This window comes from Rhizobium sp. LEGMi-198b (assembly GCF_054114205.1).
This window is the reverse complement of record NZ_JBSYVH010000008.1, coordinates 14,678-37,181: the sequence shown is the minus strand read 5'-3', so window position 1 is coordinate 37,181 and position 22,504 is coordinate 14,678. Positions and strand designations below refer to the sequence as shown.

Annotated in this window: 25 protein-coding genes; 14 read left to right on the top strand and 11 right to left on the bottom strand. The window is 60.2% G+C overall.

The window, feature by feature from the left end; translation table 11 throughout:
• The first annotated feature begins 53 nt into the window (after positions 1-53).
• Positions 54-1,379 (top strand): dicarboxylate/amino acid:cation symporter, encoded by a 1,326-nt coding sequence (locus ACXHXG_RS25845; protein ID WP_104826506.1) that lies wholly within the window; start codon positions 54-56, stop codon positions 1,377-1,379.
• Positions 1,380-1,523: 144 nt separating this feature from the next.
• A complete protein-coding gene (locus ACXHXG_RS25840) occupies positions 1,524-2,108 on the top strand; it encodes a hypothetical protein (protein WP_260304942.1) in 585 nt (194 codons plus the stop codon).
• 15 nt (positions 2,109-2,123) lie between these two features.
• Here the strand turns inward: ACXHXG_RS25840 and ACXHXG_RS25835 are convergent, their stop codons facing one another.
• The 4 genes from ACXHXG_RS25835 to ACXHXG_RS25820 form a co-directional block, all read right to left on the bottom strand.
• On the bottom strand, positions 2,124-2,267 hold the full coding sequence (locus ACXHXG_RS25835) for a hypothetical protein (protein ID WP_199773645.1): 144 nt from the start codon (positions 2,265-2,267) through the stop codon (positions 2,124-2,126).
• A gap of 15 nt (positions 2,268-2,282) precedes the next feature.
• Positions 2,283-2,579 carry a BON domain-containing protein gene (locus ACXHXG_RS25830; RefSeq protein WP_283051505.1) on the bottom strand — a complete coding sequence of 99 codons (297 nt, stop codon included), beginning with the start codon at positions 2,577-2,579 and terminating at the stop codon, positions 2,283-2,285.
• Positions 2,580-2,656: 77 nt separating this feature from the next.
• Positions 2,657-3,019, bottom strand: a complete 363-nt coding sequence (locus ACXHXG_RS25825) for a hypothetical protein (protein ID WP_283051503.1) — start codon at positions 3,017-3,019, stop codon at positions 2,657-2,659.
• Positions 3,020-3,097: 78 nt separating this feature from the next.
• On the bottom strand, positions 3,098-3,823 hold the full coding sequence (locus tag ACXHXG_RS25820; RefSeq protein ID WP_104826511.1) for an MgtC/SapB family protein: 726 nt from the start codon (positions 3,821-3,823) through the stop codon (positions 3,098-3,100).
• A gap of 126 nt (positions 3,824-3,949) precedes the next feature.
• Here ACXHXG_RS25820 and ACXHXG_RS25815 point away from each other — a divergent pair, with 126 nt between their 5' ends.
• The 5 genes from ACXHXG_RS25815 (at position 3,950) to ACXHXG_RS32095 (ending at position 7,212) form a co-directional block, all read left to right on the top strand.
• Positions 3,950-4,177, top strand: a complete 228-nt coding sequence (locus ACXHXG_RS25815) for a hypothetical protein (RefSeq protein ID WP_104826512.1) — start codon at positions 3,950-3,952, stop codon at positions 4,175-4,177.
• A gap of 176 nt (positions 4,178-4,353) precedes the next feature.
• A complete protein-coding gene (locus ACXHXG_RS25810; protein ID WP_104826513.1) occupies positions 4,354-4,788 on the top strand; it encodes a CBS domain-containing protein in 435 nt (144 codons plus the stop codon).
• A gap of 34 nt (positions 4,789-4,822) precedes the next feature.
• The gene (locus ACXHXG_RS25805) at positions 4,823-5,470 is read left to right on the top strand and encodes a protein-L-isoaspartate(D-aspartate) O-methyltransferase (protein WP_457901199.1); all 648 of its coding nucleotides are present in this window, start codon (positions 4,823-4,825) and stop codon (positions 5,468-5,470) included.
• Between the two features lie 190 nt (positions 5,471-5,660).
• Positions 5,661-6,674, top strand: a complete 1,014-nt coding sequence (locus tag ACXHXG_RS25800) for a LacI family DNA-binding transcriptional regulator (protein WP_457901198.1) — start codon at positions 5,661-5,663, stop codon at positions 6,672-6,674.
• Between the two features lie 163 nt (positions 6,675-6,837).
• Positions 6,838-7,212 (top strand): NUDIX hydrolase, encoded by a 375-nt coding sequence (locus ACXHXG_RS32095; RefSeq protein ID WP_245464172.1) that lies wholly within the window; start codon positions 6,838-6,840, stop codon positions 7,210-7,212.
• A gap of 18 nt (positions 7,213-7,230) precedes the next feature.
• Here ACXHXG_RS32095 and ACXHXG_RS25790 read toward each other — a convergent pair whose 3' ends face one another.
• The 4 genes from ACXHXG_RS25790 to ACXHXG_RS25775 are packed head-to-tail and all read right to left on the bottom strand — an operon-like array spanning position 7,231 to position 11,395.
• Positions 7,231-8,433 carry an ABC transporter permease gene (locus ACXHXG_RS25790; protein WP_457901197.1) on the bottom strand — a complete coding sequence of 401 codons (1,203 nt, stop codon included), beginning with the start codon at positions 8,431-8,433 and terminating at the stop codon, positions 7,231-7,233.
• Positions 8,434-8,437: 4 nt separating this feature from the next.
• Positions 8,438-9,589, bottom strand: coding sequence for an ABC transporter permease (locus tag ACXHXG_RS25785; RefSeq protein WP_457901196.1), 1,152 nt, complete (start codon positions 9,587-9,589; stop codon positions 8,438-8,440).
• Between the two features lie 5 nt (positions 9,590-9,594).
• A complete protein-coding gene (locus tag ACXHXG_RS25780; RefSeq protein WP_283051490.1) occupies positions 9,595-10,305 on the bottom strand; it encodes an ABC transporter ATP-binding protein in 711 nt (236 codons plus the stop codon).
• A gap of 1 nt (position 10,306) precedes the next feature.
• Entirely contained in the window at positions 10,307-11,395 is a 1,089-nt protein-coding gene (locus tag ACXHXG_RS25775) for an efflux RND transporter periplasmic adaptor subunit (RefSeq protein ID WP_457901195.1), read from the bottom strand.
• Positions 11,396-11,555: 160 nt separating this feature from the next.
• Here ACXHXG_RS25775 and ACXHXG_RS25770 point away from each other — a divergent pair, with 160 nt between their 5' ends.
• The 7 genes from ACXHXG_RS25770 to ACXHXG_RS25740 all read left to right on the top strand — a co-directional run bounded on the left by ACXHXG_RS25770 (position 11,556) and on the right by ACXHXG_RS25740 (position 19,542).
• Positions 11,556-12,581 (top strand): helix-turn-helix domain-containing protein, encoded by a 1,026-nt coding sequence (locus tag ACXHXG_RS25770; protein WP_457901392.1) that lies wholly within the window; start codon positions 11,556-11,558, stop codon positions 12,579-12,581.
• A gap of 269 nt (positions 12,582-12,850) precedes the next feature.
• The gene (locus ACXHXG_RS25765) at positions 12,851-13,735 is read left to right on the top strand and encodes an AraC family transcriptional regulator (protein WP_260304950.1); all 885 of its coding nucleotides are present in this window, start codon (positions 12,851-12,853) and stop codon (positions 13,733-13,735) included.
• Positions 13,736-13,903: 168 nt separating this feature from the next.
• Positions 13,904-14,989, top strand: a complete 1,086-nt coding sequence (locus tag ACXHXG_RS25760) for an ABC transporter substrate-binding protein (protein WP_283054228.1) — start codon at positions 13,904-13,906, stop codon at positions 14,987-14,989.
• 93 nt (positions 14,990-15,082) lie between these two features.
• Entirely contained in the window at positions 15,083-15,904 is an 822-nt protein-coding gene (locus tag ACXHXG_RS25755; protein ID WP_104826522.1) for an ATP-binding cassette domain-containing protein, read from the top strand.
• On the top strand, positions 15,901-17,151 hold the full coding sequence (locus ACXHXG_RS25750; protein ID WP_457901194.1) for a sugar ABC transporter permease: 1,251 nt from the start codon (positions 15,901-15,903) through the stop codon (positions 17,149-17,151). The genes ACXHXG_RS25755 and ACXHXG_RS25750 overlap by 4 nt, the downstream gene beginning before the upstream one ends.
• A 25-nt stretch (positions 17,152-17,176) precedes the next feature.
• Positions 17,177-17,905, top strand: a complete 729-nt coding sequence (locus ACXHXG_RS25745) for an SDR family oxidoreductase (RefSeq protein WP_104826524.1) — start codon at positions 17,177-17,179, stop codon at positions 17,903-17,905.
• Between the two features lie 2 nt (positions 17,906-17,907).
• On the top strand, positions 17,908-19,542 hold the full coding sequence (locus ACXHXG_RS25740) for an FGGY-family carbohydrate kinase (protein ID WP_457901193.1): 1,635 nt from the start codon (positions 17,908-17,910) through the stop codon (positions 19,540-19,542).
• Between the two features lie 42 nt (positions 19,543-19,584).
• Here ACXHXG_RS25740 and ACXHXG_RS25735 read toward each other — a convergent pair whose 3' ends face one another.
• From ACXHXG_RS25735 to ACXHXG_RS25725, 3 genes are read right to left on the bottom strand one after another with little or no spacing between them, the layout of a single operon-like run.
• A complete protein-coding gene (locus ACXHXG_RS25735) occupies positions 19,585-20,517 on the bottom strand; it encodes a dihydrodipicolinate synthase family protein (RefSeq protein WP_457901192.1) in 933 nt (310 codons plus the stop codon).
• Positions 20,518-20,527: 10 nt separating this feature from the next.
• Positions 20,528-21,481, bottom strand: a complete 954-nt coding sequence (locus tag ACXHXG_RS25730) for an ABC transporter ATP-binding protein (RefSeq protein ID WP_457901191.1) — start codon at positions 21,479-21,481, stop codon at positions 20,528-20,530.
• Positions 21,482-22,498 (bottom strand): ABC transporter ATP-binding protein, encoded by a 1,017-nt coding sequence (locus tag ACXHXG_RS25725; RefSeq protein ID WP_457901190.1) that lies wholly within the window; start codon positions 22,496-22,498, stop codon positions 21,482-21,484. It abuts the gene before it with no gap.
• Between the last annotated feature and the right edge of the window lie 6 nt (positions 22,499-22,504).

The window sequence follows — 22,504 nt, the reverse complement described above, 5'->3', positions numbered from 1 at the left end:
AGTAGTCGTTGCCCGGAGGGCCGAAGGATCGGTTGGGCATAACGGAGGATATCATGATTGCACCCGTCGCTGCCGAGACACACGGCAAAATTCCCTTTTACAGGCATCTCTATGTGCAGGTTCTTGCCGCGATCGCCGCCGGCATCCTGCTTGGACATTTCTATCCGCAGATCGGTGCGTCTCTGCAGCCGCTCGGCGATGCCTTCATCAAGTTGGTCCGCATGGTCATCGCGCCGGTCATCTTCCTGACGGTCACCACCGGCATCGCCGGCATGTCGGATCTCAAGAAGTTCGGCCGCGTCGTCGGCAAGGCGTTCATCTACTTCCTGACCTTCTCGACGCTGGCGCTGATCGTCGGTCTCATCATCTCGAACGTCGTACAGCCGGGCGCCGGTATGCACATCGATCCGGCAACGCTGGATACGAAGGCCGTCAACAATTACGCCGCTCAGGCTCATGACGCGACGGTGGTCGGCTTCCTGATGAACATCATTCCGGACACGATCGTCGGCGCTTTCGCCAAGGGGGACATCCTCCAGGTTCTGTTCTTCTCGGTCGTCTTCGGTATCGCACTCGGCGCTGTCGGCGAACGCGGCCGCCCTGTACAGGACTTCCTGCAGGCACTGACCACGCCGATCTTCCGCATGGTCGCCCTGCTGATGAAGTTCGCGCCCATCGGTGCTTTCGGCGCCATGGCTTTCACCATCGGCAAATACGGCATCGGCACGATCGCCAACCTGGCCTTCCTGATCGGCACCTTCTACGCTACATCACTGCTGTTCGTGCTCGTCGTTCTCGGCGCCGTCGCGCGCTACAACGGCTTCTCGATCCTGGCGCTGATCCGCTACATCAAGGAAGAATTGCTGCTCGTTCTCGGCACCTCGTCGTCGGAAGCAGCACTTCCCGGCCTGATGAACAAGATGGAACGCGCCGGCTGCAAGCGCTCGGTCGTCGGTCTCGTTATCCCGACAGGCTATTCCTTCAACCTCGATGGCACCAACATCTACATGACCCTGGCGGCGCTGTTCATCGCGCAGGCGACCGATACTTCGCTCTCGCTCACTGACCAGATCTTGCTGCTGCTCGTGGCCATGCTGAGCTCCAAGGGGGCTGCCGGTATCACCGGTGCCGGCTTCATCACGCTGGCCGCTACCCTTGCCGTCGTGCCGTCGGTTCCGATCGCCGGCATGGCGCTCATCCTCGGCATCGATCGCTTCATGTCGGAATGCCGCGCCCTGACGAATTTCGTCGGCAATGCCGTTGCGACTATCGTCGTCGCCCGCTGGGAAAACGAACTCGACCAGACTAAGTTTGCCGCCGCCATGGCTGGGCGATTGACCAGTGACGTCGATCCGCCGGCGTTGCAGGCAGCGGAATAACGACGCTATCGGCATCTCTGGAAAATGCGAACGGCCTCCCTTCATGGGAGGCCGTTTTCAGTTTCTGCACCCTGAATTAAACCGGAACATCGGCCGCCAACAGACGTTTTCCATTGACACTGCAGGCCGTGCCAAACGGACGTGATGGTGCTGAAGAACATGGAGATTTTTCCGTTTTCTCTCCATGGCCAACGAAATGGCAGGCGAGCTTCCAATCCATCCGGTCTGCAGCCCGCACTTTCATCGATGGAGAACAGCATGGACGAGAGCTTCAAGCTTTGTCGGCCGGTTCCGATCGCAACAGTTGGCAATCGCGATGCCGGTCACATCACGAGCGTGGTGTCATCGCCGGTACGAGCAACGACCACGCCATCAACTTCACCTAAGTCTGAAGCCAAGCATCGATCGCTTGGACGGTTCCTGCTGCTGGCGGCTGCGCTAACAGTTGCAATGCCGGGACTCATGTCCGCGCAACAGCTCAAGATGCCGAACAGCGAACGCTGCCGGGCTCCCGACGCCAATAGCCAGACCCAAGGTGAAAACCAAACCGCATTGGCTGATCCTCAGGATAACGACGATAAACTTTCGGATTGCGGCGGTGTGCTGAAGCCGCCTGTGACTGGAGACAGCGCTATGGAAAAGCCTGCGCCGCGTGGCGGCAAGACACCGGTTATTCCGCCTAGCGAGGTCCCGGGCCAGCAGGAACAGCAGACGCCGGAAGCCAAATAATCCGTTTTGGGAACTCTACGGCTTGGGTTCCGGTTGCTCGATGGTTTTCTGAGCGACAGTCGAATCCTGGTTCTTTCCGGTCACGAACGGCTTGATGACGAGGATGCTGAGGATCGAGGCGACCATCAATCCGATAATGATGATCAACAGTGCGCGCATGCTTGCCTACGCTTTCTATCGCGGCCTACGAACACAAAGATTGCTGTCGTGACCGCTGATGCCGCTTACCTGCCGCGAATGGGTCTCGACGCGTCGCTTGGCCTCGTCGTTTTCGACGGATCCTTCGATGAGAACGCGGCCATTGTTGACGGTGACGAAGACGCCGGAGATATCCAGCAGCGGGTCTTCGCTCAGTTTCCTATGGATTTCCGCGCGAATCTCCGCATCCGGCCGCCACTGCGATTCGGATACCTTGAAAGGGTTTTTCTCAGGCTTTGTCGACGGCGCATATGTCTTGGGCTGACGTCGCATGACGCTTTCCCTTCGTTGGGTTCATGAAATGCAACATGAAAAACGCCATAAGGTTCCATCTCGCAGCCCCGGGCCGCCTATCGACTCCTGAGGACCTCGTGCAGCAAAAAGCCGGCAAGGCCGCCGATTGCCAGCATCGTAACATTGCGCATCGTGCGGTGCTCTCGCGGCTGCGAGGCTCTGACCGCCTCCGCAATCCGGCCGGCGGCAGCATCCAGGGCTTGCTTGCGTTGCCTGTCACAATCCGGCGTATCTGCCGACCGAAAGTCGTCCGTGCCCGGCTCCGCGTAGGTGAAGTTCACTTCCAGCCTCTCCATATCAGGCGCAAGGGCATCGATGTCTCCGGAGCCGCCGGCAGCCTGATCAAGCGCCTGCTGGGTGCGGATATCGGCGTCAGCGGAGGGGGTGGCGTTGGTTTCCATCTCTCTCATTTTGGCCATGGCATCCTCCTTTTGTTCGAAGGGCAAACCATCGCCAGTCAAGAATGTTCCCCGTGAGCATTCTTGTGCATTTCATGGTCATGTAGTCGTCGTCGTCATCTCGAAAGAGACTACTTTGTAGCGCTCTTCGACATCAGCCAGCAGTTTTGGCGCGCCGCCGCTGATACCCCCATGCTTCCATCGCACCTGATAGGCGGCATGAGCCGCGCCGTCGGCCTCATTTATCGATTTGCCGACAAAGCAGAAGGAATATCCGAGTGGAGCGAAGGCCGTTTCGATCTTTGCAATATCGGCGCTGTCGGCAAGCTCGATCACCACGCGCGCCTTTTGCTTATGCGATATCAGCTCATCGAACCATTTAAAGAGTGTGAGCACGATGAAGGCCACCATAGCTCCGGCGGACCCGACCACAAGTTGCCCGCCGCCAATGCACAGGCCGATTGCCGTCATGATCCAAAGCGTTGCCGCTGTTGTCACGCCTGTGACCAGATCGCCGCGCTTGAGGATGGCACCACCGCCGATAAAGCCGACGCCCGTCAGCACGCCGAGCGGAAAACGCAGTATGTCCATGGAGACGAATGATTGGAATGTTTTGCCCGTCATGGGGAGCAGCAAATTGGCCTGAATCATGGTCAGGCATGCCGCCAATCCGACCAGGATCGTCGTCCGAAATCCGGCGGCGTGCCCACCTGCCTCGCGATTGAGGCCAATCAGCCCGCCGGCAGCGACGACCAATAGGACGCGCATCGCGATATCCATCCAAGTGGGATTCAAAGGCATGAGCTCGATCATCGTACTCGGCATCGCACCCTCCTGACGTTCGTGGCCGGCTTGAATGCCGGAACAAAGCTGAAAGGATTTCGTTCCGCCTTCAAGGAGATGAAAGGGCTCGCCGCGATTCCGGGCCTATGAAACCTCAGGAGAATGCATATGACCATGACTGCAAAAGAGATCGTCTCCGTTCTTGGACCAGTCGATGAGACTCTGATGGCCGATATCTCCGCGACCGGCGCAACTCTGGGCGAGCTTGCGGAGGCTTGGGCCTGGGTCAACAATGACGAGGCTCTGATCGGCGAGGGCAGGACTCTGCCGAGCGGCAAGGTAGCCACGCTTGTCGATCTGCTTTCTGCCGATGAGGACGACGAATTCGCGATGTAATTTCGATTATCCGCGCTGTGGACGGGAACAGATCGGCGCTTCGCCTGTTGTTGTAGCGGGCTCTCAGCGGAGGGCACCGCGACCAGTGGGGTGCCGGGCGCCGCCCGATCTAAGGTCGCTGGAGAGATTGTCCTGTGCCTAAAGGCCGGACGAAGCGTCCGCTCATGGAGGAACCAATGAAAGTTCGAGACGCCATGACGCACGACGTGCGCATTACCAATCCTGACGAAACGATCCTGCAGGCTGCACGGACGATGGCGGATCTCGACGCCGGTGTCCTGCCTGTCGGCGACCATGACCGCCTAGTCGGCATGATCACCGATCGCGATATCGCCATTCGCGGCATCGCCAATGGCAAGGGGCCGGACGCGAAGGTCCGCGATGTGATGACATCGGAAGTCAAATATTGCTTCGATGATCAGGAGATCGACGAGGTCTGCCGGAACATGGGCAACATCAAGGTCCGTCGCTTGCCGGTGCTGGATCACAGCAAACGGCTGGTCGGTATCCTCTCGCTCGGCGATATCGCCCTGTCGCAAAGCAACGGTAGTGCCGGCCAAGCGCTGAGCGGCATTTCCCGCCATGGTGGCGAGCATAGCCAGACGGCGTGAACGGCGGCTTGTGCGGGAGTGGAGACAGCCGGCCATGCACGGGCGTCTTCATATGGTGGAAAAACAGATCGCCGGGCGCGGCATTCGCGACCCGGCGCTGCTGAATGCCATGCGCCTGATTCCACGGGAAAACTTCGTCGAAAAGGGCTTCGAGATGTTTGCTTATAACGACTGTCCGCTGCCGATCGGCAAGGGGCAGACGATCTCTCAGCCCTACATGGTTGCGCTGATGATCGAGGCAGCCGAAGTTAAGCCCAGCGACACGGTTCTGGAAATCGGCGCGGGGCTTGGCTATGCGACCGCTATCCTCAGCCGCATGGCGGCTCATGTCTTTGCCGTGGAGCGCCATGCCTCGCTTGCGGCCGGAGCGACCGAACGACTACAACGTCTCGGCTATGACAATATCGATTTGCGTTGCGGAGACGGTTCAAAGGGGTGGCCGAAGGCCGCCCCCTTCGATGCCATCCTTGTTTCAGCCGCCGCGCTGGAGGTGCCGCAGGCCCTGAAAGAACAATTGACCGTAGGCGGCCGGCTGGTCATCCCGGTAGGGCCGGAAGAGAGCAGGCAGACGCTCCTGAAAATTGTGCGGAAAGGCTCGGATAATTTTACCACCCAAAATCTCGGCGCCGTGATTTTCGTGCCGCTGATCAGCGAGCACGGCGGAACTGAAGACTATAATTGATCACATTGCTTTTGCCGCGAAGTACGCACGCCCTCTCTGTATTCGTTCATCTTGCAAACGCGTGCAAATGCCGCATGACCTTACGGCACCCATCAACAGCTTTCTTCATAAAACTGTCACGACATCGGCTCACAGGATGATGCACGCAATTGCAAAACCGAGCAAAGCCGCATGCCGGCTGGAGAGAAGCGTGTCGCAGAAAGTGTTCGTGAGCGCACAAGAAGTCGCGGACTGCGCGGGGGTGTCCCGCTCGGCCGTTTCGCGCACGTTCACGCCAGGGGCGAGCGTATCGCCGGAGACGCGCCGGAAAGTGCTCGAGGCCGCCGACGCACTCGGCTATCACGTCAATCATCTCGCCCGCGGGCTGATGCGCAACGAAAGCGGTATCGTCTGCCTGATCGTGTCCGACATGGCCACCCCACATCGCTCCGGCCTGATCAAGGCGCTGACGCAGGAACTGCAGCACAGCGGCAAGATTGCCATGCTCGTCAATACCGATCTGCTGGACGGCAGTGTCGACCTCGCGTTGCGCCAGGCGATCCGCTACCGCGCCGATGCCTCGATCATTATCTCCGGGATGCCCGATAAGTCGATTACGCAACTCTGCCTGAAGAGTGGCCAGCGATTGGTGTTGATCAATCGCGATGACGAGCAGGACGGGCCCTTGCGGATCAATCTCGACGACGAAGAGGCTGCTGCCCGCGTCGTTACCGCCTTCCTTCGTGCCGGCTGCCGCAGGCTCGCCTTTGCCAATTCGGAGGCCGGCACACCAAGCCTCATGGCAAGGGAGCACGGCTTCGTCGCTGCGGCCAGGGCGCATGGTCTGGAGGTCGTCGTCGAGCGCTACGGGTGGACAAGCTATGAGAGCGGCAGGGTCCTTGCGCAGAGGCTCCTAACCCTTCACGAGCGCCCGGATGCCGTCTTCTGCGCGACCGATCTGCTTGCCTGCGGCTTCATAGATGCCGCCCGCCACCAGTTTCGCATTTCCGTTCCCGACCAGCTCTGCGTTGCCGGTTTCGACGATATCGAGCAGACCTCCTGGGCATCCTACCAACTCACGACCTTTGCTCAGCCTCTTGCCACGATGGCGCGGGAGGCGGTCGCGTGGCTGGAGAGCAAGGAGGCGGCGAAGCCTGAAGGACGGGTACATGCCATCCGTCTTCATGCCGATCTCGTGTGGCGCAACTCGATCAGGGGTGGCTGACGACATGGCACCTTTGACCTCAGGGCAGACAAAATCCTCGAGAGGAACGGACAGATTTCTTTCCGATCTCGCCTCCCATGCGGATGAGCTCTTTAACGGCCCCGTATATGAGCAATGTGCGGCGATCTGTTATCGGAGAAATGAGGAGCTTGGCATATCGGAAGTGCTTCTCGTCACCAGCCGCGAAAGCGGGCGTTGGGTTATTCCGAAGGGCTGGCCGATAAAAGGGAAAAAGCCGCATGAGGTGGCCGCGATCGAGGCTTTCGAGGAAGCCGGCGTTCGCGGCAAGATCAAGAAGAAACCTTTCGGCTATTTCACCTATCTGAAGCAGCTCGCCGACGGCAACCGCGTTCCCTGCATTGTGCAACTGCATTTGCTCGAAGTCGAAAAAATCTACGAGGATTTTCCGGAAAGAGGCCAACGCCGCAACGCATGGGTCTCCTTCATCGAGGCTGCGAACCGCGTGCGCGAACCGGAACTCAAGGGCCTTCTTCTGGTGGCTGACCGAAAGCTTAGGCGGGCGAAAGCAAAGAGATAGCGTTCGCCACGTCCGTCCTCAGCCAATCTCCGTTCGCCCGCTCATCGCCAGCCGCAGCGGAATGCGCGTCGCAGCTACCGCCGGCAATGCACCGCCGACGGCGCCGATGATCAAGGACAGCCAAACGGCCTTCGTTACCAGGGCAGGAGACAGGACCAGTTGAAACCCGATCTGCGTATGATCGGCGCTCATCGTTGAGGCGGTCCAGCCGTTGAGGACGGCATAAGAAAAGCCGACGCCGATCAGGCATCCGAAGCAGGTCAGGATCATTGCCTCGATCCAAGTGCCGGCAAAGGCAGCCCGCCGGCTGAAGCCGATTGCGCGGACGGTGGCAATCTCGGTGCTGCGATCCGACACGGAGCTGAACATGGTCGTCATCGCACCGACCACCGCGCCCGCGGCCATGATCACCGCCAGCGGCCAGCCGAGAAGGAGGATCAGCTTCGACGTGCGTTCTGCGAGCGCTGCGAAATAATCCTGTTCCGACCGCAGAGTCAGCCCGATCTGCGGCGTATCTGCCGCCATGGATTGTAGTGCCGGCAAGGCTTCCTGCGCGGTGAGCTTGATCCTGACGCTCTCAACCAGATTGGGCCGGTTGAACAACGTCTGCACCACGCCGATATCCGCCAGCATTTCGGATTCGAAGACGGAGCCGCCGGCGTCGAAAATACCGACGACGGTCCATTTCGATGTGCCGAGCGTGAGCCGTTCGCCAAGCGCCAATCCCTTGTAGTCAAGGCTCAGCCGACGCCCGACGATGATCTCGCTGGCGCCGGGATTAAACATACGGCCATCAACGATCCTGACATTCGGGCACAGGCTGAGCCCGAACGGACCGATGCCGCGCAAGGAGAGTGTTGAAAGCAACCCGCCGATCTTCTCCGGCACATCTACCGGGACGACCATTTCCGGCGACATCACTGAAGCTCCGGCCGCATTGGTCGCGATTCCGGCAGCGCCCTCGAGAAAATGAAGCTGGGACGGTTCGATCCGGCTGCCGAGCTCCGTCGCCGCCCCTTTTCCCAGAGCAATGACGATATCCTTAGAGCCAGCTTGCAGCAGGGAAGTCCGAAAGCCGTTCGACATCGCCAGGAAGCCGAGCAGAACCGTAACGACCATCGCAACGGAAAAGACCAGGGAAAGGGAAATCCATATCCGGCGGCGAAGCGATTTCAGATTGGATATGGTCAAAGCCATGGATTGATTGATGATTGTGCTCATCGTCTCATCTTTCTCTTAAAGCGGCGTTGGGCGGCACTCGAATGGCATTGAAGGCCGGCGCGACACCCGTTGCGAGCGCCAGCAGGACAGCGAGGCCGGTTGCTTCGAGAATGATCGCGGGGGTGAGCACGAGATCCGGCACGATCGTGCGCAGCGGCTCGCGCAGAAACATGACAGCCGTAAAGGCAAAACCGAGGCCGAAGCTCAGGCCTACCGCAAACAGGGCGAAGGTCTCAGCCAGAATATTGCCGAGGATGAAGCGCCGCGAAAAGCCGAGGACCTTCAGCACGCCGATCTCCCGTGTCCGTTCGCGGATGACGAAGAACATAGTGTTGGCGACGATCATCAGGATGGTCACGAACGCCACGCCGATCACCAGACGCACGATGGTCGCGATATCGGCAAACTGTGCGATAAAGGCCCGCATGAACTCGGCTTCCGTCCTCGTCCGTGTCTCGTAAGCGGAGTTGGCAAAGAGGGTGTCGACGGCTTTGATGACGTCGTCGGCGCGGACACCGTTCTTCGGCACGATGCCGAAGCTGCTGACGGTGTCGCGGTCGGTACTGCGCTCGAAATTGACGTAGTCATACCGCGCCATCACGAAATGGGTATCGGCGGATTGCTTGCCATCCAATATGCCGACGATTTCGAATTCGAAGTCCGAACTGCCGTCGGTCTTGAAGAAGCTGGAGGTATTCAGCGTGATCTTCTGGCCGAGCACCCAACCCTCCTGTGTTGCGATGCTCCGTCCGGCGATCGCGCCGTTCCGGATTTGGGCGAAGCGGCTGAGAGCATCGGCGGGGATATCGTATTGATCGCCGATGAAGCCGGCGAAGGTGCCGGGCTCCGCCGCCGTCAGGCCCAGAAAATTCGCCGGTGTCCGGTAGGTCGCGCGGCTGCGCGCCATGTAGGTTGCCGCAGCGACATCGGGCAGGGCCAGGATCTTGTCGTAATAGCTGATCGGGAGAGGAAGCGTGTCGCCAACCTTGTTGGTCACGATCAGACGCTCCGAATCTACCTCACCACCCAGGAAGCCATGTTCGAAACTCGTCAGGATGAGGTGGATGAAGAAGGCGATGGCGATGCTCGCGATCAGCAGGGCGCTGCGCATCGGTTTGCGTGCCATGGTCCGGCGAATGAGAGTGAAGCGGCTCATGATGATTACGCAGCCTCGCGTTCGACAAAATGGCCTTTGTCCAGGCGCAGAACACGTCTGGCGGAGCGCGCCGCCGCATCGTCATGGGTGACCATGACGATGGTCTTGCCGAGCTCCGAGTTGAGAATGCGCAGCATGGCGAGCACGTCTTCAGCGGACTCGCGATCGAGATCGCCGGTTGGCTCGTCGCAGAGCAGCAGTTTCGGATCGCTTGCCAGCGCCCTGGCGATCCCCACCCGCTGCTGTTGGCCGCCTGAAAGTTCCGACGGTAGATGCTTGCGCCGGTCGGTGAGGCCGACGAGGGAGAGGATCGTTTCGACCCGCTCGCGACGCTGGCGTCCGGTCAGACTCGTCAGCAACAGTGGAAGCTCGATATTCTGCTCCGCCGTCAGCATCGGCATCAGATTATAGAACTGAAATACGAAGCCGATATTGGCGCCTCGCCACTTTGTCAGGGCGCTTTCGTTCATTCGGCTGATGCGCGCATGGCCGAAATTGATGTCGCCGGCATCGGGGCGGTCGATGCCGCCGATAAGGTTCAGAAGCGTGGATTTGCCGGAGCCGGAAGGGCCGACGATCGCGACGAAATCGCCCCCTCGGATCGTCATGGTCAGATCCGAAAAGATCGTCACGGCGTTCTTTCCGATGCGGTAATCCTTGCGCACATTATTGATCGAAATGCTGCCGTCTTCCGGCGTCGATGCGCTCTCATCCATTTCAAAATCCTCTTTTGTCCAGGTTTGCTTGAAGGTCCGGAGCGTCCAAAGTGACCTTTGCGGCCATGTTGGGCAGCACCCGGGAGGGTGGCGTCAGGAATTCCAGCCGGGCGGTCACGGTGCCTTTCTGCAGCGAGGCCTCCGGCACGATGGTCCGCACCCGCATTTTGAAGGGGTGGTCAAGAAAGGCGTCGAGAATGGCCACCGCCGTCTGGCCGGGCTGTATCCGTGCGGCATTGGACTGCGCGATATCGGCATCGATGGTCAGGGAGTTCGGGTCGAGAAGGATTGCGATCCCGTCTCGCGGCCCGCCGCCATCCGTTCCCGAAGCAACCATATCGCCGAGGCCAACCAGCCGGGTGACGACCACGCCATCGAAAGGCGCGACAATCTGATGGAGCGACAGGGTTCTTTCCTGCTTCTCCACCTGCAGTCGCGCGGTCTCGGCTGACTGCCGCGCAGAGTCGAGATCGCTGGTCAATTGCACGACCGCCAGGCTATCGGCGTCGAGGTTGCTGGTCGCGACGACACCGCGCTCGAGAAGGAGCTTGGTGCGTTCGAGGGTTTTGCGGGCCTGCTCCAGCGAAACCTCGACGCGGCGTGCCGCTGCGACGGCGGCAGCGGCCTGGGATTTGGCAATCCTCAGCTCAATCTCATCCGTCGTCTTATCCAGACGGGCAATGACCTGTCCCGCCAGAAAATGATCGCCGACATCCAGCGGCAGGTCGACCACTCTGCCGCCTATCTCCGGCCGCAGGGTGATCATCCGCCCGGCAACGACATAGCCGGACCCGACAATCGTTTGGGGCAGGGGTTTTGCAGTTTGCTCCTGGGCGGTGGGAGCTTTGCTTTGTGAGGACGTTTCGGTCCCTTTTGCCGGCTCGGTGACAATTCTCGTCGCGAAAGGTTTCCAAGGCGCATCGGATGGCACGGGGGTGAAATAGACGGCCGCGAATGTTGCGGCCGTGCCTGCCAGTATCATACCGAGCATCCGCAATCGGCCGGTGGGGCGTGAGGCGCGGGGAGGCGGCTCAACGCGCTCGATCGATAGCGACCGAAGCCGAGTTGCGATATTCGCGTCAGAATTCATGGGCGGGTCTCCAGACGTTTACGGCGTCAATGTCCGCCACCGAAGCGTATTGGGCGACCTCGATCATGATTCAGCACGTCTCAGATCGCGATCTGGATCGCCGGGAGCCGCGAGTCAGGCCATAGTGGCGGCAAATATGGTTGCCCCGGGGAAGGGTCTCATGCTGTTCGTGCCGCTGCCGTTCGTCGTCGCCTTCATGCTTCTTCTGCTGTTTCTGACAGTGGTGCGGCGTGATGACGAGCTGGCGGCAAACCGCCCTTTCCTCGTCCTGCTTCTGGCTTGTGCCTTGCAGTCGGTTTTCGTTGGGCTGCGCTGGGGCTATGGCTTGCAGCAGGTCGGCCATCTGACGCTCGCCTTGGCAACGATCATGCCGCCCCTTGTTTATGCCGGTGTTCGCAGGTTGGGTGCGGACAGCCGCCGCCGCTGGCCCGCTCTTTTGATATTCTATGGCTTTCCTGCTGTTGTCATCGCCTTGCTGGTCGTCGTCTGGCCGGAGGCTATCGATATCGCCATGATCCTGATTTACGTGGCCTACGCCCTCGCACTGCTCTGGCTCGTCCGGTCCGGTCCCGACGTGCTGCGCCTTGCGCCCTTCGAAGCGGCGCAGCCGGCCCATCGCGCGCTCGTCTTTGCCGCTGGCGCATTGTGTTTCTCAGCAATGGTCGACGCACTGGTGCTGTTCGATTTCGAATCGACCCGTGGCGCGCATGCCGGCATGATCATCAGCATCGCCAATCTTCTCGGCCTGTTCATGCTCGGCACTGCGGCAGCCGCGGCCAGCCGCAACTCCACGCCCACCGAAAGCTTGGAGGCCGCGCCTCCATATGACCTCGCCGAAGACAAGGATACGATCGCCAAAATCCATGAGCTGATGCAGGAGAAAAAGCTCTACCGCGACGCCAATCTCAATCTTGAGCGTCTGGCCCGTAAGGCAGGGATACCATCGCGGCGCATTTCGGTCGCCATCAACCGGAGCATGGCCAAGAACGTCTCGCAATATGTCAACGATTATCGCATCGCCGAGGCATGCCGCCTGCTGGCCGAAACCGAGCGATCGGTAACCGAGATCATGCTGGAAGCCGGTTTCCTGACGAAATCGAATTTCAACCGCGAATTCCGCCGTGTCACCGACATGACGCCTGTCGGCTGGCGCGAGAAGTGCGCCTATTCCGCAGGTCCGGCTTAGCGCCCAAGCTGGTCTCATCGGTGCCTCCAAAGCTGTGTCCATCACCGCGGATAAGCAACTATCCATTGCGGAGGGCCGATCTCTGCTACTATGCGATCGGCCAACAAAACGCCGAAGAATTGTCAAAAAAGTATCAGTCTTGCGTCGATGGCGTAGTAGCGGCCATGGATATCCGCGCGTAAAGTCCCATTGTCGGAAAAGAAACAATGGCCTCTGGGAGGAGGTGCCGGCGGGGAATAAGCCCAGCCGAGTGCAGGCAGGAGGACGACATGAATCCAGATTTGGAAGTGGTCGCGATCGGCAGCGCCGAGTCCTTCAAGGCATGGGAACATGGCTATCCCTATCGCACGGTCCGCTGGCACTTCCATCCCGAATATGAAATCCACCATGTCGTCGCAACGACGGGGCAATATTTCGTGGGCGATTTCATCGGGGAATTCGAGCCGGGAAATCTCGTGCTCACAGGCCCGAACCTGCCGCACAACTGGGTGAGCGATGTGCCTCCGGGCACATGCCTGCCGCTGCGCTGCCGGGTCCTTCAGTTCTCCGAATCCTTCTTTGCTGACGCAAACAGGGTTTTTCCCGAGCTTTCCGGATGTATCGACATTCTGGAGATGAGCCGCCGTGGCGTGCTGTTTGCGCCGGAAACGGCAGCGGTTGTCGGGCCGATCCTCGGTGAATTGGTCGAAGCGAAGGGAATTCGTCGCATCGAACTTTTCATGAATGTGCTCAATGCATTGAGCAGCGCCCAGAATGCCAGCACTCTCGCCAGCACGCGTTATCATCCCGATCCTTCTGGATTCATGTCGGCCGGGGTCAACCATGCGTTGGCCTATATCAACACGCATCTGACGGAGCCGTTCAGCGAAGCTGATCTTGCCGAGTTGACCGGCCAGAGCCCGAGTTCGTTTTCCCGCAGCTTCCGCCGGCATACCGGCATGGCGCTCGTTCAATACGTCAATCGGCTGCGGATCAACTTCGCCTGCCACCTGCTGATGAGCAAAGCCGAAATGTCGATAACCGACATCTGCTTTGCCGCGGGTTTCAACAATATCTCGAACTTCAATCGTCGTTTTCTGGATCAGAAGGGCATGGCGCCCTCGCGCTTCAGAACATTGCTGGCACAGAACGTAAGAGCGGTGGAGGCCGCGTAAAACAAGGAGGACCGGGAGGAGAGACCAGACAATCGGGGCAAGGAGGACCGGGTCATGCGAATGACCCGAAGGGGAACCTTTGCCCGGAAATCAGCTCATAAGCATCGCGCTCAAGACATGAGCCGAGGCTTCATCGACACAACTATCATTTGGAGCGGAGGAATTCCAATGACCCAATTCGCATTGAAACTTGCAGGCGTTGCAACACTCGCCATCGGTCTTCTGAGCGGCACGTCCGCATTTGCCCAGTCCGCGAAAGTGACGGACGCGACGGTCGCTTTCCTGATGCCCGATCAGAGCTCGACGCGCTACGAGGAGCATGACTATCCGGGTTTCCAGGCAGAGATGAAGAAGCTCTGCGCCGGCTGCAAGGTCATCTATCAGAATGCAAACGGCGACGCTTCGCGTCAACAGCAGCAGTTCAACTCCGCGATTTCTCAGGGCGCGAAGGCAATCGTGCTCGATCCGGTCGACTCGACGGCGGCAGCGTCTCTCGTCAAGATGGCGCAGAGCCAGGGCGTAAAGGTCATTGCCTATGACCGTCCGATCCCATCGGCGGTGGCCGACTATTATGTTTCCTTCAACAACGAGGAAATCGGCAAGATGATCGCCAAATCGCTAGTCGATCATCTGAAGGCGAAAAACGTGAAAGCTGGTGATGGCGGCCTTCTGGAAATCAACGGTTCGCCGACCGATGCGGCGGCAGGCCTGATCAAGAAGGGCATCCATGCCGGTCTTGCTGAAGGCGGCTATCCGGTGCTTGCCGAGTTCGACACCCCGGAATGGGCGCCGCCGAAGGCACAGCAATGGGCAAGCGGCCAGATCACCCGCTTCGGCAAGAAGATCCTGGGTGTTGTCGCAGCCAATGACGGCACCGGCGGAGCGGCTGTTGCCGCTTTCAAGGCCGCCGGCGTCGATCCCGTGCCGCCGGTTACCGGCAATGACGCGACGATCGCAGGCCTGCAGCTCATCATCGCCGGCGACCAGTACAACACGATCTCCAAGCCGAGCGAGATCGTTGCCGCGGCAGCGGCGAATGTCGCAATTCAGTTGCTGTCGGGCGAAACGCCGAAGGCCGATACGAAACTCTTCGACACGCCGACGCAACTCTTCGTGCCTGCACTCGTTACCGCGGAGAACCTGAAGGCAGAGATCATCGACAAGCAGGTCAACGACAAGCCGATCCAGACTGCGGAGCAGCTCTGCGGAGATCGCTATGCGGAAGGCTGCAAGAAGCTCGGTATCGCGAAGTGATCATATCCTCCCGCCAATTCCTCCGGCCGCTTACGGGCGGCCGGAGGACCGGGAACTCATCCTGTTCCGTTCATATAGAAAGGCTCGCGACATATGACTGACGCTTCCGACCAGACAGCCGCGGCAGGCGAGTTGGTGCTCAGCCTGCGAGGCATCTCCAAACATTTCGGCGCGGTGTCGGCGCTGACCGATATCGATCTGGATGTGCATGCGGGCGAAGTCGTCGCTCTCGTGGGCGACAACGGTGCCGGCAAGTCGACGCTCGTCAAGATTCTCGCCGGCGTCCACCAGCCGAGTGCCGGCACGATCACCTTTCGCGGTTCCAAGGTGACGCTGAGCGACCCCAGCACCGCCCTGCATCTGGGCATTGCCACCGTCTTCCAGGATCTGGCGCTCTGTGAAAATCTGGATGTCGTCGCCAATATCTTCCTCGGGCGGGAACTCAGTCCGCTGCGACTGGACGAGACCGCGATGGAGGTCCGTGCCTGGACGCTGCTGAACGAACTTTCGGCCCGCATCCCAAGTGTCCGTATTCCGATCGCATCGCTCTCCGGCGGGCAACGCCAGACGGTGGCGATCGCCCGTTCGCTGCTTCTGGAGCCGAAACTCATCCTGCTCGATGAGCCGACGGCAGCCCTCGGGGTCGCCCAGACGGCCGAGGTTCTGAACCTCATCGAGCGCGTCCGCGATCGAGGCCTGGGGGTGGTCATGATCAGCCACAACATGGAAGACGTTCGGGCCGTGGCGGATCGCATCGTCGTGTTGCGGCTCGGCCGGAACAACGGAATTTTCTACCCTGACGCATCGAACCAGGAACTGGTCAGCGCGATTACCGGCGCCACGGAAAATGCCGTTTCGCGCCGCGCCGGCCGCCGTCAGGCACAGCGGCAAATAGGGCAGGAGGGTCAGATATGACCAGCGACATCAAACAGGCGGGAACGCTCCTCGACCGCAGCGATATTCGTGTCAAACACGAAGCAGGTCTTAGTGGCACGATCCGCGCGTCGATCGACAAGGTGCGCTCGGGCGATCTCGGCTCGCTGCCGGTGGTCGTTGGTCTCATCATCATCTGGACTGTCTTCGGCACCCTCAATCCGACGTTCCTTTCGAGCAACAACCTTGCGAACCTCCTGTTCGATGCATCGACGGTCGGCGTCATCTCGCTCGGAATTGTCTGCGTTCTGATGGTGGGGGAGATCGATCTATCTGTCGGCTCGATCAGCGGCTTTGCTTCCGCCATGGTCGGCATGCTCTGGGTCAACGAGGGCTGGCCGGTAGCTATTGCCGTTATCGCCGCACTTCTCGTCGGTGGGTTAATCGGTTCGCTCTATGCCCTGCTTTTCAATCGCCTGGGAATGCCGAGCTTCGTTTCGACCTTGGCGGGCCTGCTAGCGGTGCTCGGCATGCAGCTCTACCTGCTTGGCGCCACGGGTTCGATCAACCTGCCCTATGGGTCGGCGATCGTGAACTTCGGCCAGCTCATGGTCATCCCGCGTCCGCTCGCTTATGTCTTCGCGTTGCTTCCCGGCATCGTGATGCTGGTTTCGGGTTATCGTGCGGCTCTGCGCCGCCGCGAGGCCAATCTCTCCTCTCGTTCCGTCGGCGGCCTTGTGGTGCGTGCTGTCGCGATCACCGTCGCGCTCGAATTCGTCGCCTTCTACCTCAATCAGGACCGTGGCATCCCGTGGATGTTCGCGCTCTTCGTAGCGCTCGCCATCATCATGAATTATGCGCTGACGCGGACCCAATGGGGCCGATCAATGGCGGCTGTCGGCGGCAATCGTGAGGCGGCGCGGCGCGCGGGCATCAATGTCCGGTTCATCTATACGAGCGCCTTCGTTCTCTGCGCGATGTTTGCGGCGCTCGGCGGCGTGCTCGCGGCGGCGCGGCTGGCTTCGGCAAGCCAGCAGGCCGGTACGGGCGATGTCAACCTGAATGCGATCGCCGCTGCCGTCATCGGCGGAACGAGCCTCTTCGGCGGCCGCGGTAGCGCATATTCGGCGCTGCTCGGCATCATCGTCATCCAGTCGATCGCAAGCGGGCTGACGATGCTCGATCTGTCCTCGGCCCTTCGCTACATGATCACCGGTGCTGTCCTCGCCATTGCCGTCATCGTCGACTCGCTGGCGCGCCGGTCGAGAGTCTCCCACGGCCGGGCCTGATACAACGACCAAGGTAAGGATTGATATGAGACAGGAACTTTCTGGAAAGGTCGCGGCGATCACCGGGGCAGCCTCGGGGATCGGCCTTGAATGCGCTAAATCGCTATTGCAAGAGGGCGTCAGCGTTGCCCTCGTCGACAGGGCCGAGGAGTCCCTGAAGAACATATGTTCCGAGCTTGGTCCGGAGGCTTTTCCTCTGGTCATCGACCTCACCAATCCCGCCAGCGTCGCGACCATGATGCCGCAGATATTGGAGAGGTTCGGAAAGCTCGATATCTTTCATGCCAATGCCGGCTCCTATATTGGCGGCGAGGTGGTCGATGGGGATCCCGACGCCTGGGACCGGATGCTGAACCTGAACGTCAACGCGGCCTTCAGATCGGTCCAGGCAGTATTGCCGCACATGGTCGAAAGGAAAACCGGCGATATCATCATGACCAGTTCCATCGCCGGCCTGGTTCCCGTCGTCTGGGAGCCGATCTATACGGCCTCCAAGCATGCGGTGCAGGCCTTCGTTCATACAGTGCGAAGGCAAGTCGCCAAACATGGTATTCGCGTGGGTGCAGTTGCTCCCGGCCCGGTGGTAACGGCCCTGATCAGCGACTGGCCCAAGGCAAAGCTCGATGAAACCATCGCGGCAGGCGGACTGATGGAAGCGACGGAGGTTGCCGAGGCGGTCTTGTTCATGCTGTCCAGACCTCGCAACGTCACGATCCGCGATCTCGTCATCCTTCCGAACAGCACGGACCTCTGAAAATGACGCAATATTTCATCGGTGTCGACGTCGGTACAGGCAGCGCCCGGGCGGGTGTCTTCACGGAGAACGGTAGTCTGCTGGCTTCGGCAAAACGCCCGATCAGGATCTGGCATGAGGCCGGCAGCATTGTCGAGCAATCCAGCGAACAGATATGGCGAGCGGTTTGCGACAGCGTCAAGGAAGCCGTCGCCTCGGCCGGAATCCAGGCCACTGCCGTCGCCGGGCTGGGTTTCGACGCGACCTGCTCTCTCGTCGTCGTCAAGGTTGACGGCGCGCCGGTTGCCGTCGGGCCGTCTGGCGATCCGGATCGCAACATCATCGTCTGGATGGACCATCGCGCCGCCGGCGAAGCGGCCGAAATCAACAGCGGCAATCACGGGGTTCTGCGTTACGTTGGAGGTACTATCTCGCCGGAGATGGAAACCCCGAAGCTTCTCTGGCTGAAGCGCAATCTGCCGCAGTCCTTTGCGGCTGCCGATCACTTCTTCGACCTTGCGGACTATCTCACCTGGCGTGCGACGGGCTCGCTCAGCCGATCGGTCTGCACCGTTACCTGTAAGTGGACCTATCTTGCCCATGAGAAGCGTTGGGATGCGGACTATTTCAAGGCTATCGGCCTGGCAGAGCTGGCAGCCGAAGGCTTTTCGAGACTCGGTACGGACATCGTCGAACCCGGCGCCGCACTTGCAAGCGGGCTGACCGAGGCTGCAGCACGTGATCTAGGATTGCCGATCGGAACCTCCGTCGGAGCGGCGCTGATCGATGCCCATGCGGGCGGCGTCGGCACGCTCGGAGGGGACGGCGCAGATGGCCAATCGAAAGTGCAAAACAGACTTGCCTATGTCTTCGGCACATCGGCCTGCTCGATGGCTTCGAGCGACAATCCCGTCTTTGTCGGGGGCGTATGGGGACCATATTACTCGGCAATGATACCGGGGCTCTGGCTGACCGAAGGCGGCCAGTCGGCAGCGGGAGCGGCGATCGACCATCTGGTTACGATGCATCCCGCATCTGCCGAGGCGCGCGCCAAGGCGGAAATGGAAAGCCTTTCCCTGGTTGCGTGGCTTGACCGTCAAGCGACCGAATTGTGCCCTGACCTGACGCGTGCCGTCGAGCTTGCAAAGTCTGTCCATGTGGTTCCGGAATTCCTCGGAAACCGGTCACCCCATGCCGATCCCGACGCCCGCGCGGTGATCGCGGGCGTTGGACTTGAGGTCGAAATCGCCGACCTGATTTCGCTCTATGTCGCCGGTCTCTGCGGTATCGGCTATGGCCTCAGGCAGCTTTTGGAGACGCTGTCAAAAGACGGCATCGACATTGGTACGATCGTTGCGAGCGGCGGCGCCGCGCAAAGCAATCTCGTGCGGCAGCTTCTGGCCGATACGACGAACACCCCGGTGGCGATCGCCAATGCCGAGGAGCCGGTATTGCTTGGCGCGGCGATGCTGGGAGCCGTTTCCGCCGGACGCTATGTTTCGCTGCTGGAGGCGATGAAAGCAATGTCGAGCCTCTCGACAGTCTTCTCGCCTGCAGGCGGCACGATCGAGACGCTACACAGGAACCGTTATCGGGCTTTCGAGCTGTTGCAGTCGGCAGACCGGCAAATTCGTGGATTCGCCGCAGCGGGCGGATGAGCAGTGTCACTTGCATACTGCGGATATTCGCGGTGATATTAATTACGCAAAAAGTTCGCTCAGCTCCGTCCGCGCGACATCGCGGAGCCTTTCTGCCTCGCTCATGTCGATCGAACGGTACGGCCAGCGCAGGCGCGTGCCGACGGGTCCCCAGTTGCCGATGGCGCAGAGAAGCTTGTCGAGCGCTGCGTTCGAATAGCCTAATCGCTGGCGATAGGGGACGATGTGGGTTTCCATGAACTTGCAAATTCGGCGCTCCAAAGCGAGTGCGGCATGGATGTCGTCCTGCATGGATGCGGTCCACATCTGCGCGCCTCGGGGGCTTAGACAGGCGACATTGGAAAAGGATCCCGCCGCAATACCCTCCATAATACCGGTTGCAAGATGATGGCCGGGGACAAAGAGTGAGAGTTCCGAAAGGTGCTGGCGCGCGTCCGCGTACCATTGCTTGTCGCCATCAGCCACCTTGGCGCCGATGACGCCTGGTGCCGCAGCGCAGACCCTGCCCAGTTCTTCCGGCGTCAGGACACGCTTGGCATGCGGTGGGTTATAGAGGATCAGCGGAATGCCGCTTCCGACATCGACAGCCTGGTTCAAAAAATCGATCGCTTCCCGATCCGTTACAGGCCACCAGTCGGGCAGGATAACTTGAATCGCCAGCGGTTTCAGGAGCGCCGAACGCCGAACCCGCTCCAGCATGATGCGAGCATCCGGTTGGCAAGCGCCGATGACGAAGTTCATACTGGCAGCAGCGCATCGTTCGGCCAACATCGATTGAATGCGGTCGAATTCGTCTTCGGTCTGGCTATGGAATTCCCCCGCCGTACCATTCGAATAGATGCCGTCGACGCCGGCCGCGATCAGGAGATCGATTTCCTCGCCGAGCTTTGCGAATTCGATGTCATCATTCACCCCGATCGGCAGGAGAAGGGTCGCCCAATTGCTGGCGATGGCATGCCGCTTTTTTGCCGTCATTGATTGCCCCTCAATTCAAATCGTCGCGAATGCAGGCCTTGAAATGACCCGGCGCGACCTCTCTCAGCTCCGGGATGGCCTTCCCGCAGGCGTCCAATGCGTACGGACAGCGGGTGCGGAAGACACAGCCGGAGGGTGGATTGGCCGGGCTCGGTATGTCACCTCTGAGGATCTGGCGGTCGCGGCGGAGATTGGGATTGGTCGAGGGAATCGCCGAGAGCAGCGCGCTCGTATAGGGATGCTGTGGGCTGGCGTAGAGATCGGCACTCGGCGCAATTTCCATGATGCGGCCGAGATAGAGCACGATCACCCGGTCGCAAATATATTCGACGACGGCCAGATCATGCGAAATGAAGAGCATGGTCAGGCCGAGTCGCATTTGCAATTCGCGCAGCAGATTGATGATCTGCGCCTGGATCGAGACGTCAAGTGCGGAGACCGGCTCGTCGGCGACGATGAATTCCGGCGACAGGGTCAAGGCGCGGGCGATGCCGATGCGCTGGCGCTGGCCGCCTGAAAATTCATGTGCATAGCGATTGATCGCATCGCCAGGCAGGTCGACCTGGGCGAGGGCGGAATGCGCCCGCTCGAGCCGTTCCTTGCCGGTTCCGATGCGCTGGATATTCAGCCCTTCCGTCAGGATTTCGCCGATCGTCATGCGCGGCGAGAGGCTGGCGAAGGGGTCCTGAAAAATATATTGCATGCGCGGCCGCGTGCGTCTTAGAGCGGAGGCGGAAAGCGTGGTCAGTTCCACGCCATCGAAGCGGACGCTGCCTGCCGAGGGTTCTACGAGGCGCAGCACCGAACGTCCGATCGTGGTTTTTCCGCTGCCGGATTCGCCAACAAGCCCGACGACCTCGCCTTTGGCGATATCGAAGGAGATATTCTGAAGAACATTCAGCTTCGTGCCTCGGGACGTATAGTGTTTCCCGAGATCGCGAACCGAGAGCAAAGGCTCGCTCATCTAGATCTCCTGCCATCTTATGCAGCGGCTGCGGTGCCCCGGACCGACCTCTTCGAGCGCCGGCACGGCGGCGCGGCAGGCATCGATCGCGTATTTGCAGCGCGGGGAAAATGCGCAGCCGGCCGGCATGTTCATCAGGCTGGGGACCACACCCGGAATGGCGGCGAGCTTCTCACCGGCCTGTTTCATCCGCGCCGCATCGCCAAGACGCGGCATGGAGGCGAGAAGGCCCATTGTATAGGGGTGGCGCGGATTGCCAAAGACCTTGCCGACCGGCCCCTCTTCGACGATCCGGCCCGCATACATGACCGCAACGCGATGGGCGATCTCCGCAACAACGCCGAGATTGTGCGTGATAAACAGCATGGCCATGCCGCGTTCGCGTTGCAGCCTCAGGAGCAGATCGAGAATTTGCGCCTGGATCGTCACATCGAGCGCCGTTGTCGGTTCATCGGCAATCAGCAATGTCGGATCACACGCCAGCGCCATGGCGATCGTCACCCTCTGCCGCATGCCGCCAGAGAGTTCATGCGGATATTGGCCGGCGCGTCGCTTCGCATCCGGAATACCGACGCTGCCGAGGAGTTGCACGGCCGCATTCATCGCGGCTTTCCGACCCGCGCCGCGATGAATGCGGATCGGTTCCGATATCTGGTCGCCGATCGTGAAGACGGGATTGAGGCTCGACATCGGCTCCTGAAACACCATGCCAATATCATCGCCCCTGATCCTGCGCATATCCTCATCGTCAAGAGAGACCAGATTGCGGACCGCGCCATTCTTGCGCTTCAGGTGGATAGTGCCCGCGGCGATCCGGCCGATATTGCGGGTGAGCAAACGCATGACGGAAAGGCTGGTCACCGATTTGCCGGACCCGGATTCGCCGACGAGCGCCAGGGTCTCACCGGCTGCAATGGTCAGATCGATATCGTTGACAGCCGTGATCTCGCTGCCGCGGATACGGAAGATCGTTCGCAGCCCCCTGATATCGAGAACGGGATCGGCGGTCGGCTCCATTATGTG